15 protein-coding genes are annotated in these 16,408 nt (G+C 66.8%); 5 read left to right on the forward strand and 10 right to left on the reverse strand.

The window, feature by feature from the left end:
* Positions 1–63 precede the first annotated feature (63 nt).
* Positions 64–2,304 carry a phosphoenolpyruvate--protein phosphotransferase gene (gene ptsP / locus DU478_RS14880; protein ID WP_114511762.1) on the forward strand — a complete coding sequence of 747 codons (2,241 nt, stop codon included), beginning with the start codon at positions 64–66 and terminating at the stop codon, positions 2,302–2,304.
* Positions 2,305–2,696: 392 nt separating this feature from the next.
* Here the strand turns inward: ptsP and DU478_RS14885 are convergent, their stop codons facing one another.
* Both DU478_RS14885 and DU478_RS14890 read right to left on the reverse strand, forming a co-directional pair.
* On the reverse strand, positions 2,697–3,446 hold the full coding sequence (locus DU478_RS14885; RefSeq protein ID WP_114511763.1) for an EcsC family protein: 750 nt from the start codon (positions 3,444–3,446) through the stop codon (positions 2,697–2,699).
* Between the two features lie 53 nt (positions 3,447–3,499).
* A complete protein-coding gene (locus tag DU478_RS14890) occupies positions 3,500–3,994 on the reverse strand; it encodes a GNAT family N-acetyltransferase (protein ID WP_114511764.1) in 495 nt (164 codons plus the stop codon).
* A gap of 74 nt (positions 3,995–4,068) precedes the next feature.
* On the opposite strand from DU478_RS14890, the gene DU478_RS14895 reads away from it, so the two are divergent.
* Together DU478_RS14895 and DU478_RS14900 are read left to right on the forward strand one after the other, a co-directional pair.
* Positions 4,069–4,677, forward strand: a complete 609-nt coding sequence (locus DU478_RS14895) for a flavin reductase family protein (RefSeq protein WP_114511765.1) — start codon at positions 4,069–4,071, stop codon at positions 4,675–4,677.
* A gap of 115 nt (positions 4,678–4,792) precedes the next feature.
* Positions 4,793–5,458, forward strand: a complete 666-nt coding sequence (locus DU478_RS14900; RefSeq protein ID WP_114511766.1) for a CatB-related O-acetyltransferase — start codon at positions 4,793–4,795, stop codon at positions 5,456–5,458.
* A 215-nt stretch (positions 5,459–5,673) separates the two neighbouring features.
* On the opposite strand, the gene DU478_RS14905 is transcribed toward DU478_RS14900, so the two are convergent.
* Together DU478_RS14905 and DU478_RS14910 are read right to left on the reverse strand one after the other, a co-directional pair.
* On the reverse strand, positions 5,674–7,305 hold the full coding sequence (locus DU478_RS14905) for a SulP family inorganic anion transporter (protein WP_114511767.1): 1,632 nt from the start codon (positions 7,303–7,305) through the stop codon (positions 5,674–5,676).
* 140 nt (positions 7,306–7,445) lie between these two features.
* Positions 7,446–8,060 (reverse strand): hypothetical protein, encoded by a 615-nt coding sequence (locus tag DU478_RS14910; protein WP_147276361.1) that lies wholly within the window; start codon positions 8,058–8,060, stop codon positions 7,446–7,448.
* 94 nt (positions 8,061–8,154) lie between these two features.
* Here DU478_RS14910 and DU478_RS14915 point away from each other — a divergent pair, with 94 nt between their 5' ends.
* Together DU478_RS14915 and DU478_RS14920 are read left to right on the forward strand one after the other, a co-directional pair.
* Positions 8,155–9,039: an S-methyl-5'-thioadenosine phosphorylase gene (locus tag DU478_RS14915; RefSeq protein ID WP_114511769.1), complete on the forward strand. Its 885-nt coding sequence runs from the start codon at positions 8,155–8,157 to the stop codon at positions 9,037–9,039.
* The gene (locus DU478_RS14920) at positions 9,036–9,566 is read left to right on the forward strand and encodes an adenine phosphoribosyltransferase (protein ID WP_114511770.1); all 531 of its coding nucleotides are present in this window, start codon (positions 9,036–9,038) and stop codon (positions 9,564–9,566) included. The genes DU478_RS14915 and DU478_RS14920 overlap by 4 nt, the downstream gene beginning before the upstream one ends.
* Positions 9,567–9,763: 197 nt before the next feature.
* Here DU478_RS14920 and DU478_RS14925 read toward each other — a convergent pair whose 3' ends face one another.
* The 6 genes from DU478_RS14925 to dprA form a co-directional block, all read right to left on the reverse strand.
* Positions 9,764–10,054, reverse strand: a complete 291-nt coding sequence (locus DU478_RS14925; protein ID WP_114511771.1) for a GNAT family N-acetyltransferase — start codon at positions 10,052–10,054, stop codon at positions 9,764–9,766.
* Positions 10,047–10,673: a 3-oxoacid CoA-transferase subunit B gene (locus DU478_RS14930; protein ID WP_114511828.1), complete on the reverse strand. Its 627-nt coding sequence runs from the start codon at positions 10,671–10,673 to the stop codon at positions 10,047–10,049. The genes DU478_RS14925 and DU478_RS14930 overlap by 8 nt, the downstream gene beginning before the upstream one ends.
* Positions 10,673–11,395, reverse strand: coding sequence for a CoA transferase subunit A (locus tag DU478_RS14935; protein ID WP_114511772.1), 723 nt, complete (start codon positions 11,393–11,395; stop codon positions 10,673–10,675). The genes DU478_RS14930 and DU478_RS14935 overlap by 1 nt, the downstream gene beginning before the upstream one ends.
* Positions 11,396–11,476: 81 nt before the next feature.
* A complete protein-coding gene (locus tag DU478_RS14940; protein ID WP_114511773.1) occupies positions 11,477–12,034 on the reverse strand; it encodes a L,D-transpeptidase in 558 nt (185 codons plus the stop codon).
* Positions 12,035–12,151: 117 nt separating this feature from the next.
* Positions 12,152–14,842 (reverse strand): type I DNA topoisomerase, encoded by a 2,691-nt coding sequence (gene topA, locus DU478_RS14945; RefSeq protein WP_114511774.1) that lies wholly within the window; start codon positions 14,840–14,842, stop codon positions 12,152–12,154.
* A 295-nt stretch (positions 14,843–15,137) separates the two neighbouring features.
* The gene (dprA, locus tag DU478_RS14950) at positions 15,138–16,337 is read right to left on the reverse strand and encodes a DNA-processing protein DprA (RefSeq protein ID WP_114511775.1); all 1,200 of its coding nucleotides are present in this window, start codon (positions 16,335–16,337) and stop codon (positions 15,138–15,140) included.
* Between the last annotated feature and the right edge of the window lie 71 nt (positions 16,338–16,408).

The following is a 16,408-nucleotide window of genomic DNA, read 5'->3' on the forward strand; positions in this document are numbered from 1 at the left end:
GATGCGCTCTCCCCTTCGCGGGAAAACTCACCTATAGCTGGACCGAACAGGCGGGGGCCCGACATGCCGGAACGCATCGAAAGCGAGAGCCGCAAGCTGCTGGGACGGCTGCGCGACACCATGGCCGAACAGGCCGCGGGTCAGGCGCGCCTGGACAAGATCACCCATCTCACCGCCGATTCGATGGGCACAGAAGTGTGCTCGATCTACCTCTTCCGCGACGAGGAAACGCTGGAGCTTTGCGCCACCGAGGGGCTGAAATCCGAATCCGTGCACCAGACCCGGATGAAGCTGGGCGAAGGTCTCGTCGGCCGCGTCGCGCGCACCGGCAAGGTGATGAACACCGCCGACGCGCCGCAGGCCCGCGGTTTCCGGTACATGCCCGAGACTGGCGAGGAGATCTATTCGAGCTTCCTTGGCGTGCCGATCCAGCGGCTGGGCGAAAAGCTGGGCGTGCTGGTGGTGCAGTCCAAGGTGGCGCGCGAATTCACCCCTGACGAGGTTTATGCGCTGGAAGTCGTGGCCATGGTGCTGGCGGAAATGGCCGAACTGGGTGCCTTCGTCGGCGAAGGGGCTGCGCTCACCGCGCGGCATACCCAGCCGGTGCTGTTCCGCGGCACCACCGGGCAGGAAGGCACTGCCGAAGGCCAGGTCTGGCTGCACGAACCACGGGTGGTGGTGACCAACATGGTCGGTGACGATCCGGCGCGTGAATCGCAGCGGCTGCGCGACGCGGTCGAGGCGCTGCGCGTCAGCGTCGACGAATTGATGGCCGATGCCGGCGGCGATGCCGAACAGGCGCAGGTTCTCGAAGCCTACCGCATGTTCGCCAATTCCAAGGGCTGGCTGCGCCGCATGGAAGAGGACATCGGCCGCGGCCTCTCTGCCGAGGCGGCGGTGGAGAAAGAACAATCGCAGGCCCGGGCGCGGATGAGCCAGGTCACCGATGCCTACCTGCGCGAACGGCTGCAGGACCTCGATGATCTCAGCAACCGTCTGCTGCGCAACCTCACCGGCCAGGGCCGCGAAACCGGCGCAGACATGCCCGAGAACCCGATCCTGGTGGCGCGCAACATCGGCCCCGGCGAATTGCTGGAGTACGGGCGCAAGCTGCAGGGCATCGTGCTCGAGGAAGGCTCTGTCGGCAGCCACGCCGCCATCGTCGCGCGGGCGCTGGCGATCCCGCTGGTGATCCACGTGGGCCGGATCACCAACGAGGCGCTGAACGGCGATCACATCATGGTCGACGGCGATCAGGGCGTCGTGCACCTGCGCCCCGACGACACGGTGCGCAACGCCTTCCGCGAAAAAATCGCGATGCAGGCCAAGGCGCTGGAGCGATACGCCTCGATCCGCGACGTGCCCTGCGTGGCCGCCTGCGGCACGCGCGTGGCGCTGAACATGAACGCCGGTCTGATGGCCGACCTGCCCAGCCTGCAAGGCTCGGGCGCCGAGGGCGTGGGGCTCTTCCGCACCGAGCTGCAGTTCCTCGTGCGCAACCAGATGCCGCGCCGGACCGAGCTTGCGGCGCTCTATGCGCGGGTGCTGGATGCCGCCGACGGCAAGCGCGTGGTGTTCCGCACGCTGGACATCGGGTCGGACAAGGTGCTGCCCTACATGAAGCCCAACGACGAGCCGAACCCGGCGCTTGGCTGGCGCGCGATCCGCGTCGGTCTCGACAAGCCGGGCGTGCTTCGGATGCAGTTGCAGGCACTGCTGCGCGCGGCCAACGGGCGCCCGCTCTCGGTGATGTTTCCCTTCGTGGCACAATTCGACGAATACCGCGCCGCACGGGCCGAGATGGACAAGGCCATAGAGCGCGAGCGCATCCTCGGCCATACCCTGCCCGAAAGGCTCGAAGTCGGCGCGATGCTGGAAACGCCGAGCCTTGCCTTCGCACCCAAAAAATTCTTCGAAGAGGTGCAGTTCCTGTCCATCGGCGGCAACGACCTCAAGCAGTTCTTCTTTGCCGCGGACCGCGAAAACGAACGGGTGCGGCGGCGCTACGACACGCTCAACGTCAGCTTTCTGACGTTTATCGAAGGCATCGCGGACCGCTGCGCCAGCACCGGCACGCACCTGTCCTTTTGCGGCGAAGACGCCGGCCGCCCGATCGAGGCGGTCTGTCTCGCAGCCATCGGCATACGCTGCCTGTCGATGCGTCCGGCCTCGATCGGGCCGGTCAAGCACTTGCTGATGCGGGTCAGGCTGGACGCGGTCAAGGCGGTCATCGACGCCGCGCGCGAGCGTGGCGAGCAATCTGTGCGGTCCGCTGTCATGCAGTATCTGAGCGAAACGCTCTGAGCGCAGCGCTGGTACCCGGTCTGAAACCGAGAGGCTGCGCCCGGCATTTCGTCACCAGGTTCCGCGTCGAATGCAGGTCCCCGGCACGACACTCGGCCTCGCAATCGGACAGGCCGACGGCTACGATGCCAGAGCGCGCGCCCGATGCGGATTTTCCGGGCATCGCGCGCGGTCACACCCAGGCGCCGTTCTGGCGCAGATCGTCTTGCGCCGTTCGCGCAAGAGGGCTATGGACCGGCCCCTGACTGGGGGGGTGCCCTTGGGGTCGGAGATGGCGCTGCTGATCGCCAGGTCTTGGGCGCAAGGGCCGGTACGGCCATCGGTGCCCCCACCTGTACCGCGCCCTCACCCTGACCGATTAACCTTAACAAAGTATTGAAACGCGCAGCGGGTCAGGCTTTTTTCAACCGTTGCCGCAACTCCGCCACCAGCGCCTCGCGCGGGCGGCCCGTGCGCTCGGACAGCCGCTTGAGCCCGAAATGGACCTGCGCCATGTCCTGATAATAGCTGGTGTAGGCATAGTTCGTCGCGGCCCCGGCGGCCGCCCCCAGGATCGGCACCGTCTGCGCCGCCAGCTTCTGGCCCAGCGCCGTGGCCAGCCGCGGTGCCACACGGGCCATGATCCCGTGCACCGTCGCCCCCGTCAGGGTGATCCGCGCCGACAGAAACGCCATGTCGGCGCCGTCATCCGCCTCCAGCGGGCCTGCGGTGCCGAAGACCAGCAGGCATTCCTTCTGGATCTCGGGATCGGAGGGATCGTAGCCATGCTCTGCCGCGACGCCCTGGATGCTGCGCAACAGCACCGTGGTCGTGACCGGCAGCTCCGCCAGCGCCGTCGGCAACCCGCCCGCGCCGCCGGCTGCCCCCATGGCGGTTGTGACAGCGGTATTGAGCCAGCCCTTCTGGTCCGGCACCACCCCGCGCGATTGCGTCGCGGCCCGCATCGCCACTTCGAGCGCCCGGCGCGTCGTCTCTTCCAGCCGGTCCTTGATCCGGTCGGGCAGCCGTTCCAGCACGTTCTCGGTGAACCCGCCGACGAGGTTGAGCACCTGCAGCCCGACGCCGCTGGCGTTGCGGTGCCGCTTGGCCAACTGGGTCAGCGCAGCCTCGACATCCACGGAAACAAGTTCTGTGCCGGTCATCGGCGTCCTTCCTTTTGTGAACGTGTTTAACATCGGAGCGCCGGCGGCGCATTTCAACCCGTGTGGCTCCGCACCGACTCGACCTCTCCGAAAACGCCGTCCCAGGCGCCATCGCGCAGGGCAAGGCCGAGGATCCGGTCCGAGTTCGTCGGCGGCGGCATCTCCACGCCCTCCAGACGGTCGAAGCCGAAGCGCCGGTAATAGGGCAGATCGCCCACCAGCAACACTCGGTCCCAATCCTTCGCGGCGCTGTGCAGCGTGTCACGGATGAGCGCGCCGCCCAGCCCCTCGCCCTGCGCGGTGGGATGCACGGCCACCGGCCCCAGCAGCAGCACCGGCGCCGTGCCGATCCGCACCGGCCAGTAGCGGATCGCCCCGCCCAGGAATCCGCCCTCGTCGCGCGCGACCCGGCCAAGGTCCGCCACCGGCGGCACCTCGTCGCGCAGCCGGTAGGACGACAGCGCAGTCCGCCCGGGCGCAAAGCACAGGTCATAAAGCGCCTCCACCTCCCAGGCATCGTCGGGCGCTTCTTTTTTCAGCGTGTACAAGGGGCTGGCCTCGTGCAATCGGGTGCGATCCGGCCTATCACGGGGCAACTGCCACGGCAAACAGGAGTCCCGCGATGTTCTACCGCCCCGAAGACGGCCACGGTCTGCCGCACAACCCGTTCAACGCCATCGTCACGCCGCGCCCCATCGGCTGGATCTCGACCCGCGGCGCGGACGGGTCCGAGAACCTGGCGCCCTACTCCTTCTTCAACGCCGTGGCCTATGTGCCGCCGCAGGTCATGTTCGCCTCCACCAGCACCAAGCCCGACCGCGTCGACACCAAGGACAGCGTCGCCAACATCCGCGAGACCGGCGTCTTCTGCGTCAACATCGTCTCCTATGCCCTGCGCGACGCGATGAACCAAAGCTCTGGCGCCTGGGACAAGGACACCGACGAATTCGAACTGACGGGCCTCGAGAAAGCCCCGTGCGAGACCATCGCCTGTTCGCGCGTGGCCGCCGCGCCTGCCAATCTCGAATGCAAGCTGACGCAGATCGTGCAGCTGCCAGGCGACGCGAATTTCGCCGTCTTCGGCGAGGTCGTGGGCGTGCACATGCAGGACGACTGCCTGGTCGACGGCATCTTCGACGTGCTGACCTACAACCCGCTCAGCCGCATGGGCTACCGCGATTACACCGTGGTGCGCGAAAAGTTCGCCCTCAACCGGCCCGGCCAGAGCTGAGCCCGAACTTTCACGACCGCCGCGAATGTGCTAACAACGGCCTGCAAGCGATGGAGAGCGTGATGGACCAGACCCTTTGACACCCTGACTGAAACGTCCTGTCAAAGGAGGCCCCATGCCTGCACGTCTGCCCGATGCCACGCGCATCCACCCCATCACCCTGCCCGACGGATCGTCTCACGCCGGCACGGTATTCCTGAAACACGCCATCGACCATCCGCGCATCGAGGTGGGCGACTTCACCTATGCCTCGGATTTCGACCCGCCCTCCGCCGGCGGCTGGGCCGACAGGCTGGTGCCCTATCTCTTCGATTTCGCGCAGGAAAAGCTGGTGATCGGCAAGTTCTGCCAGATCGCCCACGGCGTCCGCTTCATTTCGGCCGCGGCGAACCACGCGCATCGCGGGATCACCACCTTTCCCTTCCAGGTCTTCGATCCCGACACGATGCTGGGCTACCAGCCCGACACCCGCGACACGCTGGTCGGCCATGACGTCTGGCTGGGCTACGGCGCGCAGGTGATGCCAGGCGCGCGCATCGGCAGCGGCGTGATCGTCGGCGCGGGCGCGGTCGTGCGCGGTGCGGTCCCCGACTACGCGGTTGTGACCGGCAATCCGGCGCGGGTGGTGCGCATGCGCTTTTCCGACACCGAAATCGCAGAGCTGCTCGCACTCGCCTGGTGGAACTGGCCACTGGGGCACATCGCCGCCGCGCAGGACGCTCTGCAATCGGGCAACGTCGCGGCCCTCGCGCGCCACGCCCCTGCTTCATCTTGCCAATAAACCTCCGGGGGGTTTGGGGGGCTGGCCCCCCAATCGAGCTGCGGCTTGAGGGCGGCCAACCGGATTGGAGCGCAAGGGTTCGAAGCGTTTTACGGAAATACTGAACCTTGCGGGACTCCGCAGAAATTCTTTGAATTTCCGCTCTGTCCCGCCCGGTGCACAGGCAAGCTTGTGCACCATTGTCCCGCCCGTTGCACAGTCACGCCTGTGCAACGTCAATGCCCGCCGAGGATCCCGGTGCGCACGCCGTAATTCGCCGCCAGCGCGTAATCCGGGTCGTCGTCGCTGTCGACCATCAGATGTCCGGCCTTCTTGAGCAACCGGTGGCAATCGCGGCTCAGGTGGCGCAGCTGCACGCGCTTGCCCGTCGCCTCGTACTTGCCCGCCACCGCCTCGATCGCCTGCAGCGCGGATTGGTCCACCACCCGGCTGTCGGCGAAATCGACGATCACGGTCTGCGGGTCGCGGGCGGGATCGAACAGCTCGGCAAAGCCCTCGGCCGAACCGAAGAACAACGGCCCCTGCACCTGGTAGACCTTGGCGCCCTCGGGCGTGACATAGGTCTTGGCATGGATGCGCCGCGCGTTGTTCCAGGCATAGGCCAGGGCCGAGACGATCACCCCCACGACCACGGCCACCGCCAGGTCTTCGAGCACCGTCACGACGGTCACCAGCAGGATCACGAAGGCATCCGTCCGCGGCACCCGCGCCAGGATCCGCAGCGAATTCCAGGCGAAGGTGCCGATCACCACCATGAACATCACGCCGACCAGCGCCGCCAGCGGAATGAGCTCGATCAGCGGCGCGGCGAAGAGGATGAAGACCAGCAGGAACAGCGCCGCCGCGATGCCGGCGATGCGCGTGCGCCCGCCGGATTTCACGTTGATCATAGACTGGCCGATCATCGCGCAGCCGCCCATGCCGCCGAAAAACCCGGTGGCGGTGTTGGCGACCCCCTGCGCGATGCATTCCTGCGAGGCGCCGCCGCGCGTGCCGGTCATCTCCCCCACGAGGTTCAGCGTCAGAAGCGATTCGATCAGGCCGATGGCCGCGAGGATCACCGCATAGGGCAGGATGATCTGCAACGTCTCGAGCGTCAGCGGCACCATCGGAACATGGAATGCGGGCAGCCCGCCCTGGATCGAGGCGAGGTCGCCCACGCGCGGCACTTCGATGCCGAAGGCGATGACGATGGCCGCGACCACGCCGATGCCGGCCAGCGGTGCCGGAATCGCATTGGTGAGTTTCGGCAGCGCCCAGATGATCGCCATGGTCAACGCCACCAGCGCCAACATGGTATAAAGCGGCAGGCCCGAGAGCCACTCTCCGCCACCCATGCCGTGCCCCGTTGCCTCCATGGTGCCGGGGACCTTGAACTGGCTCATCTGCGCGAGAAAGATCACGATGGCGAGGCCGTTGACAAAGCCCAGCATCACCGGATGCGGCACCAGCCGGATGAACTTGCCCCATTGCATGGCCCCGGCAAAGATCTGGATCAGCCCCATCAGCACCACCGTGGCAAAGAGGTATTCCACCCCGTGCTGCGCCACCAGCGCCACCATCACCACCGCCAGCGCCCCCGTGGCGCCCGAGATCATGCCCGGCCGCCCGCCGATGAGCGCGGTGATCAACCCGACGATGAAGGCGGCATAAAGCCCGACCAGCGGATGCACCCCGGCGACAAAGGCAAAGGCCACCGCTTCGGGCACCAGCGCCAGCGCCACCGTCAGTCCCGACAGCAGCTCGATCCTGATCCGCGACGGCGTCAGCGCGTCGTTGGGCGCGAGGCTGAGGTCGGGCAAAGAGATACGGTCGGCGAAACTCGCCAGGATGGGTTTATCGGCCATGGGGCGTCCTTGTGGGCTTGCTTGCAGGGCTGATACTGCACCGCAGCATGAAAAGCCACCCATGGCGCGGCCTTTGCGCCACAAAAGACCCGGCGTCGCGCCGCGAACGTGCCGCCGGGCCTCGCCCTTCGATGGTGCCGTCAGTCCGGCCTATCGGTCCAGACCGTGATCATCGTTGCGAGACGCAGCAGCCAGGTCACCACCGGCAGGCCGATCCCCCAGAAGATCACCAGCGCCGTCACCTGGCCCGAGGCGCCCAGCCAGGCGAATACCAGCGCCACCAGGGCGTACACCATCGCCGCAAGCGACAGGATCTTGTCCGTGGCGATCCCCCAGCCCGCGCCCATGACCGGCAACCGGTCGAGCGTCGCGCAATCCATCATCCGGGGCGCCGCGTAAAGGACCATTGAGCAAGCCGCCATAGCCCCCACCAGGACCAGAACCACATCCGCTTCGCGGCCGTGAAACAAAGCCCAAGCCAACGCCGCCGCGGCCACCGCGTGCAAGGCCAGGACTGGCCCCAAACCCGCATGCGACGCCAGCGGCCGCTCTTGCACATGGGTGAGGATCGCAAGGGCCTGGTGCACGACAGTGCTGGCGACCGCGGCCAGAACCAGCGGCGGAACGGACGGGTCGGATACGCGCGATGCGGCCTCTGCGGACCAGCCGTAGACCAACAGCAGAACGATCTTCGGCAGGAGATACCGCAGCTTCGGCAACGGGGTTCGGGAGGCAGCGTGCAGCAGGAGTTCCACGCTGCCCCGGCAGATTGACGAAAGTTTGTCACCGCTTTGACTTTTCATCGCGCGCCGACCGGTGCAGTCTGCCGCCACAGCAAGGGGACAGGACATGACGGACACGATGATTGGCGTGATCGGCGGATCGGGCATCTACGACATCGAGGGGCTCGACGGCCCCGAATGGATCACCGTCACCGGCCCCTGGGGCGCGCCGTCGGACCAGATCCTCACGGGAAGCCTTGGCGGGGTCAGGATGGCCTTCCTGCCGCGGCACGGACGCGGCCACGTGCACAGCCCGACGACCGTGCCCTACCGCGCCAATATCGACGCGCTGAAACGGCTTGGGGTGACGGATGTGATCAGCGTTTCGGCCTGCGGGTCGTTCCGCGAAGAGATGGCGCCGGGCGATTTCGTGGTGGTGGACCAGTTCATCGACCGCACCTTCGCCCGCGAGAAGTCCTTTTTCGGCACCGGCTGCGTCGCGCATGTGTCGGTCGCCCACCCGACCTGCCCGCGTCTGGGCACGGCTTGCGCCACCGCGGCGCGCGACGCCGGTATTACCGTGCACGAGGGCGGCACCTACCTGGCCATGGAAGGCCCGCAGTTCAGCACGCTGGCGGAATCGAAGATGTACCGCGAAAGCTGGGGCGCGGATGTGATCGGCATGACCAACATGCCCGAGGCCAAGCTCGCCCGCGAGGCGGAGCTTTGCTATGCCTCGGTCGCGATGATCACCGATTTCGACAGCTGGCACCCGGATCACGGAGAGGTCGATGTCACGCAGATCATCGCCACGCTCATGGGCAATGCCGACAAGGGGCGGGATCTCGTCGCGCGCTTGCCCGCGCTCCTCGGCCCCGACCGGGGGCCCTGCCCTCACGGCTGCGACCGGGCGCTGGAGTTTGCCATCCTGACCCAGCCGCCGCACCGCGACCCGGAGCTCGTGGCGAAACTCGACGCCGTGGCGGGGCGCATGCTGGGGGCCTCGGCATGAAGACCGTCCGCGACTATATCCGCACCATCGTCGATTTCCCGCACGAAGGGATCATGTTCCGCGACGTGACCACGCTTTTCGCCGATCCGCGCGGATTCCGCATGGCCATCGACCAGCTGCTGCACCCTTACGCCGGTGTGCGCTTCGACAAGGTCGTGGGGCTCGAGGCGCGCGGGTTCATCCTCGGCGGTGCCGTGGCGCACCAGCTCTCGGCCGGCTTCGTGCCGATCCGCAAGAAGGGCAAGCTGCCCGGCAAGGTGATCTCCGAGGAATACACGCTGGAATACGGGTCGGCCGTGGTCGAGGTGCATGACGACGCGATCCAGCCCGGTGAACGCATCCTCGTGGTCGACGACCTTCTGGCCACCGGCGGCACCGCCGAGGCGGGGATCAAGCTGGTCGAACGGCTGGGCGGCGAGATCATCGGCTGCGCCTTCATCGTCGACCTGCCGGAGCTTGGCGGTCGCAGGAAACTCGAGGCGCTCGGGATGGACGTGCATGCGCTCTGCGCCTTCGAGGGCGCCTGAGGCGGGCGGTCCGCCAAAAGAGATTTTTGCCTCCGGCGGGAGTTTATCGGCAAGATGAAGCAGGATCGCAGCGCCCCTGCTTCATCTTGCACCGCGCGTTTTGCAGGGCAAAACGCGCGGGTAAACCTCCGGGGGAGTCCGCGCGCCTCGCGCGGACGGGGGCAGAGCCCCCAATTCCCGTCGCAGTTTGCGCGGCGTCAGACCTGGAAGACGTCCGCCCAGTCCGGATGCCGGCGGCGCTGCGCGTTCACGAAGGGGCAGAGCGGCACGATCTTGAATCCTTCGGCGCGGGCGTCGGCCACCAGCCTTTCGACCAGCGCCTGGCCCGCACCGCTGCCGCGCAGGGCGTCGGGGACACCGGTGTGATCGGCGATCACCAGCGTCGGCGAGGTGACGGAATAGGTCAGCTCCGCCTCTGCCCCGGCCTGCCGGATCACATAGCGCCCGCGCGATCCCTCGACCTCTCGGGCGATGTCGAACTCAGACAATGGTTGCCTCCGTGGCGGCGCGCAGTTCGTCCTCGGTCACGCCCTCCGCCGTCTCCACGATCTTCAGCCCGCCTTCGACCACGTCGAGCACGCCGAGGTTGGTGATGATCCGATCGACCACCCCGGTGCCGGTGAGCGGCAGGGTGCATTCCTTCAGGAGCTTGCTTTCACCGGCCTTGTTGGTGTGGTCCATGACCACCACGACGCGCTGCACGCCGGCGACGAGGTCCATGGCACCGCCCATGCCCTTCACCAGCTTGCCGGGGATCATCCAGTTCGCCAGATCGCCGTTCTCGGCCACTTCCATGGCCCCCAGGATCGCCATGGCGATCTTGCCGCCGCGGATCATGCCGAAGCTGGTCGCGCTGTCGAAATAGGAGGTGTGCGGCAGTTCGGTGATGGTCTGCTTGCCGGCGTTGATGAGGTCCGGATCCTCTTCGCCCTCGAACGGAAACGGCCCCATGCCCAGCATGCCGTTTTCCGACTGCAGGGTCACCTCGACCCCGTCGGGGATGTAGTTCGACACCAGCGTCGGGATGCCGATGCCGAGGTTCACATAGGTGCCGTCTTCAAGTTCCCGCGCCGCGCGGGCGGCCATCTGGTTGCGGTCCCAAGCCATCATGCGTTCTCCCGGCTGCGCGTGGTCGTTTTCTCGATGCGTTTCTCGTGCTGGCCCTGGATCAGCCGGTGCACATAGACGCCCGGCAGGTGGATCTTGTCGGGGTCCAGCTCTCCGGGCTGCACGATCTCCTCGACCTCGACGACGCAGACCTTGCCGCACATGGCCGCTGGCGGGTTGAAGTTGCGGGCGGTCTTGTTGAACACGAGGTTGCCGGTGGTGTCGGCCTTCCACGCCTTGACGATCGACAGATCGGCAAAGATGCCTTTTTCCAGAATGTAGTGCTCTTCAGCGCCTTCGGGACCGGTGGGGAAGGTCTTGACCTCCTTGCCCTCGCCGATCTGGGTGCCGTAGCCGGTTTTCGTGTAGAAGCCCGGGATGCCCGCACCACCGGCGCGCATGCGCTCGGCCAGGGTGCCCTGCGGGTTGAATTCGAGCTCCAGCTCTCCACTGAGATACTGGCGCATGAACTCGGCATTCTCGCCCACGTAGGAGCTTATCATCTTCTTGACCTGCTTGGTCTGCAGCAGGATGCCGATGCCGAAATCATCCACGCCCGCGTTGTTCGAGGCAAAGGTCAGGTCCTTGGTGCCGGCCTCCTTGATGGCCTGGAGCAGCAGTTCGGGAATACCGCAGAGACCGAAGCCGCCGGAGGCGATGAACATGCCGTCGAACAGCAGCCCGTCGAGGGCTTCCGCCGCCGAGCCGTATACTTTCTTCATGGAAACGCTCCTTGCTGATTGCCCGAGTTGTGGCGCGCAAGGAGCGATAAGTCAACGCGGATGCCGCAGCGCAGCGCGCCCTCAGATCAGCCGGACCTGGGTGCCGACCGGGGCCAGGGCGAACAGCTCTTCGATCTTCTCGTTGTAAAGCCCGATGCAGCCGTCCGACGACGGCCGTCCGATCTTGCGCGTGTCATGGGTGCCGTGAATGAGGTAGGCCGGCCAGCTGAGGTAAAGCGCGTGGCTGCCCAGCGGGTTGTCGGGCGCGCCGCCTTCGACCGGGCGCCAGTCGGGGAAGCGTTCCATCTGGCTGGCCGTGGGCGTCCAGGAGGGGCCGACCTTCTTGCGCACGATCTCCGTGTAGCCGCGCTTGGTCAACTCGTCGGTCTTGGGGACCGAGGTGGGGTAGATGCGGTAATCGCTGCCGTCGGCGTTCCAGTAATGCAGCGCGCGGCTGGCGGTGTCGCAGACGATGGCGCCCTTGCCGAGGCTGTCGAAATGGTCCTGCCAGTTCTGCGAGACGAAGCTCGAAATGTTCGAGCGGACCACCGCCGGTTCGGCCCGCACAAGCGCGGGGGCCGCCAGCGTCGCGGCAGCGGAGTGCAGGAAAACGCGGCGGGTGAAGGAGGTCTTGGTCATCTGGGCACCTGTGCTCTGCTCTGTTTGGCAGCAAGGTGCCCCGACCGGCCCGGAGAGGCCAGTCACTTATTCTTGAATTCTTATGTGTTTATGTGATGAGCGCGGGCATGCGCCCGGTCATTCGTCGTTTTTCGCTGCGGCCTTCCTGGCCGGCGCCTTCTTCGCGGCGGGTTTCTTCGCAGCCGGTTTTTTCGCGGCGGCTTTCTTCTTGGGGGCCTTCTTGCCGGATTTCGCAGCCTTCTCGGCGATCAGCGCGACCGCCATTTCCATGGTCACGTCGTCCGGGTTCGTGTCCTTCGGCAGGGTCGCGTTGACCTTGTCCCATTTCACGTAGGGACCATAGCGGCCTTCCATCACGTTCACGGCACCGCCGCCATCGGGATGCTCGCCCAGCTCCTTCAGCGCCTTGGCCGCCGCCCTGCCCCGTCCGCCGGGATTGGCGCGCTTTTCGGCCAGAAGCTCCACCGCGCGGTTCATGCCGATCTCGAACACGTCCTGCGGGTCCTTGAGGTTGGCATAGACCGGCTTCGACTCGTCGGGCAGCTGGTGCATGATGTAAGGACCGAAACGGCCGAAGTTCGTCTTCACCTCGCCGCCGTCGGGATGCATGCCGATGTGCCGCGGCAGGCTGAGCAGGGTCAGCGCCTTTTCCAGCGTCATGTCCTCGGCCTGCCAGCCTTTCGGCAGGCTGGCGCGCTTGGGCTTCTTGTTCTCCTCGGTCGCCTCGCCGCGCTGCACGTAAGGCCCGAACCGGCCGGTGCGCAGGGAAATCTCGTCGCCCTGGTCCTCGCCCAGAACGCGATCCTCGGCTTCGGCGGCGTCGCCGCCGATGGGCCGGGTGTAGCGGCATTCGGGATAGTTGCCGCATCCGACGAACCCGCCGGTCCGCGAGGTCTTGAGGTGCAGCCGGCCCTCGCCGCAAAGCGGGCAGATGCGCGGATCGGACCCGTCCTCGCGCGGCGGATAGAGCTGCGGCGCCAGCGCGTCGTCCAGCACGTCGAGCACTTCGGCGATGCGCAGGTCCGAGGTTTCGGCGATGGCGGCGGAGAAATCGCGCCAGAACCGGCCGAGCAGGTCCTTGTAGTCCTTGGACCCGGCGCTCACGTCGTCAAGCTCGTCCTCGAGCGCCGCGGTGAAATCGTACTCGATGTAACGCTTGAAGAAGTTCAGCAGGAAGATCGTGACGATCCGGCCCTTGTCCTCGGGAAACAGGCGGTTCTTGTCCTTGCGGACATATTCGCGGTCCTGGATCGTGGTGATGACGCTGGCATAGGTCGAGGGGCGGCCGATGCCCAGCTCTTCCATCTTCTTGACGAGCGTCGCCTCGGTGTAGCGCGGCGGCGGCTGGGTGTGGGACTGCGTGGCAAGCACGGCGGCATTGTCCGACAGCACGGCGGCGGCGCTGTCCTTGGCCTCAACCACGTCGTCGCCGCGGGTCGCGGCCTTCTCGTACTCGGCGCGCAGCCCGGTCTTGCCGAACTTCGCCGGCTCGCCCTCGCTGATCTGCGGCAGGCGCTTGTCATCCTCGTCCAGCGGCTCGTCGCGGCCTTCTTCGTAGATCTTTAGGAATCCGTCGAAGAGCACAACCTGGCCGGTGGCGCGCAGCCCGACCTGGCCGTCACGGCTGCCGATCTCGACCGTGGTGCGTTCCAGCCGCGCCGCCTCCATCTGGCAGGCCAGCGTGCGCTTCCAGATCAGATCGTAGAGCTTGCGCTGATCCGCATCGCGCAGCTTCAGCGCCTCGGCATCCTTGGCCATGTCGGTGGGGCGGATGCATTCATGCGCTTCCTGCGCGTTCTTGGCCTTGTTCTTGTAGATACGCGGACTGGAGGGCACGTATCTGTCGCCGTACCGGTCCTTGATCGCGGCGCGGGCCTCCTGCACGGCTTCGGGGGCCATGTCGATGCCGTCGGTCCGCATGTAGGTGATGTGCCCGGCCTCGTAGAGCCGCTGCGCCGTGGACATGCAGATCTTGGCGCCCATGCCGAACTTGCGGCTGGCCTCCTGCTGCAGGGTCGATGTCATGAAAGGCGCCGAGGGGTTGCGGCTCGCGGGCTTTGCCTCGACGCTGGTGACCGTCAGATCGCGGCTGGTGACCGCCTGCACGGCAAGATCGGCCTGGGTGCGGTTTTCCAGGTCGAAGCGGTCGAGCTTCTTGCCCGCCAGCATCGTCAGACGTGCCTCGTATTCCTGGCCGCGCGGCGTCGCGAACTGCGCCTTGACCTGCCAGTATTCACGGGGATCGAACGCCTCGATCTCCATCTCGCGCTCGACGATGAGCCGCAGGCAGACCGATTGCACGCGGCCGGCCGACTTGGCCCCAGGCAGTTTGCGCCACAGGACCGGGCTGAGGTTGAAACCGACCAGGTAATCGAGCGCACGGCGCGCGAGATAGGCTTCGACCAGCGGCGCGTCGATGTCGCGCGGATTGGCCATCGCCTCGGTCACCGCCTGCTTGGTGATGGCGTTGAAAGTCACGCGGCTGACTTCGGTATCCTTCTTGATCGACCGGCGCTTGGTCAGCGCCTCTTTCAGGTGCCAGCTGATCGCCTCGCCCTCGCGGTCGGGGTCGGTGGCGAGGATCAGGGCGTTGTCGGATTTAAGCGCCTCGGCGATGGCCGAAACGTGCTTGCGACTGTCGTTGGCGATCTCCCAGGTCATGTCGAATCCGTTCTCGGTATCGACGGATCCGTCCTTGGGCGGCAGGTCGCGGACGTGACCGTAGGATGCCAGAACCGTGTAGCCCGCGCCCAGATACTTGTTGATTGTCTTGGCTTTGGCCGGGGATTCGACAACGACGACTGGCATGAAAACGGACCCTTTCGAGGCTGGCTACAAGGCGCGTATGGCGCTCAGCCATGTGGGGTGCAAGGGGGAATTGTCAATCACACCGGCCCATGATGCCCCGGTGCCAAGGTCTGGCCGCGGGGCTGACGCGCCGCCGCCGGCGGCCGCGTCGGGCCGGCATTCCAGGCCGTAACGCGGGTCGTGGCAGGCGGGTCTCCGCGCCTGAAATGGCCAAGGATCGGCATGGCTGCGGCCGTGCCGACAGCGGCGCGGGCGGCGCCGCCGCGCGCGCCGGACCGGGCACCGGGGCCCGGCGTCAGGAGAGTTTCGCCAGCAACCCTCCGGGCTGCCGCGCGATCCGGCCCTCGAGCTCCAGGTCGACCAGGGCAGAGCCGAGTTGCTCGGGCGCGGCGGCGATGTCGCGGATCAGCTGATCTTCCGCCAGGGGCGACGGCCCGAGCCGCGCAAGGATCTGGCGGTGCAGGTCGAAGGTTTCGGCTGGACTGCGGCGGTCCCGTGCGGGCTGGGCGTTCGGGACGGGCTGGCCGGTCCGGACGGGCGCGACGCTGGCGGGCGGCGGCAGATCCAGCGCCGGTTGCGTCCCGGTGGCGGCTGGCGCGCGGTCGGGCAGCGATTCCAGCACATCCTCGGCGTTGCGGACCAGCCGCGCGCCGTCGCGCAAGAGCATGTTGCAGCCCGCGGCGCGCGAATCGAACGGATGTCCGGGCACCGCCAGGACCTCGCGCCCCTGGTCGAGCGCGCAGCGGGCAGTAATGAGCGAGCCGGATTTCGGCGCCGCCTCGACCACCACGACCGCTTGCGCGAGGCCCGAGATCAGGCGGTTGCGCGCCGGAAAGTGCCGTGCCTGCGGCGCAAGCCCCATGGGCTGTTCGCTGAGCCGCAGACCGCCTGCATGCACGATGTCCTCGGCCAGCCGGGAATTTTCCGAAGGATATAACACGTCCACCCCGCCGCCCATGACCGCCAGCGTCCCGGTGCCAAGACTGGCGCCATGGGCCGCGGCGTCGATTCCGCGCGCGAGGCCCGAGACAACGATGCATCCCGCCTCTCCCAACCCGCGGGCCAGTGCTTTCGCCATGCGCAGCCCCAGCGACGAGGCGTTGCGCGCGCCGACAAGCGCCACCATCGGACGCGACGCCACGCTTGCATCGCCGATCGCCCAGAGCAGTGGCGGCGCATCCTCGAGGTCGAGCAGCGCGGCGGGATAGTCCGGGTCACCGCGGCAGAGCAGCCGCGCGCGGGCCTGCCGGCCGGCCTTGAGTTCGGCGGCGACGACGCCTTCGGGGCAGATTTCATAGCCCGAGACGCCCGCGGCGGCGGCAATATCCGGCAAGGCCGCGAGTGCCGCGGCGGCGCTGCCGTGTGCGGCCATCAGGCGGTAGAAGGTGGAAATGCCGACGCGGCGCGAGCGCAAGAGACGAAGCCAGTCGAACCGTATGTCTTCCGAGGTGGGTGGGAGTAGGGGGTGAGTGGAAGATTGGTTATCCGCGGTCATCCTGACTCCGTCGCTTGCCCACCCTGCATAGGACATTTCCGGTTAACGAGAGGTGAACGGAACAACAGAAA

The sequence above is a fragment of the Thalassococcus profundi genome (assembly GCF_003344785.1).
Lineage (GTDB): Bacteria > Pseudomonadota > Alphaproteobacteria > Rhodobacterales > Rhodobacteraceae > Puniceibacterium > Puniceibacterium profundi.